Origin of the sequence: Pseudomonas sp. 86_A, from assembly GCF_017491705.1 — a bacterium.
GTDB classification, from domain to species: domain Bacteria; phylum Pseudomonadota; class Gammaproteobacteria; order Pseudomonadales; family Pseudomonadaceae; genus Aquipseudomonas; species Aquipseudomonas koreensis.
In genome coordinates, this window is the sequence record NZ_JAFGYS010000223.1 from 1 (window position 1) to 289 (window position 289).

At 60.6% G+C, this 289-nt stretch carries 1 pseudogene; it reads left to right on the forward strand.

Going from position 1 to position 289, the window contains the following annotated elements:
* Positions 1–289, forward strand: a pseudogene (locus J5M57_RS28770) (Ig family protein); the annotation flags it as partial.

Below are 289 nucleotides of genomic sequence, written 5' to 3' on the forward strand. Positions count from 1 at the left end.
ACGTGATCCGCACCTCCGTCAGCTACACCCTGTCGGCCAACGTCGAGGACGGCATCCTGCTGGGCACCGCCAACCTCAACTTCGCTGGCAACGCCCTCGATAACGTACTGACCGGTAACGCCGGCAACAACATTCTCGACGGCTACGCGGGCGCCGACACCATGATCGGCGGCACTGGCAATGACACTTACTTCGTCGACAACGCAGGCGATGTCATCGTTGAAACCAGCACCTTGCTCACAGAGATCGACACGGTCAATGCTTCGCTGGACTGGACCCTGGGCGCCAA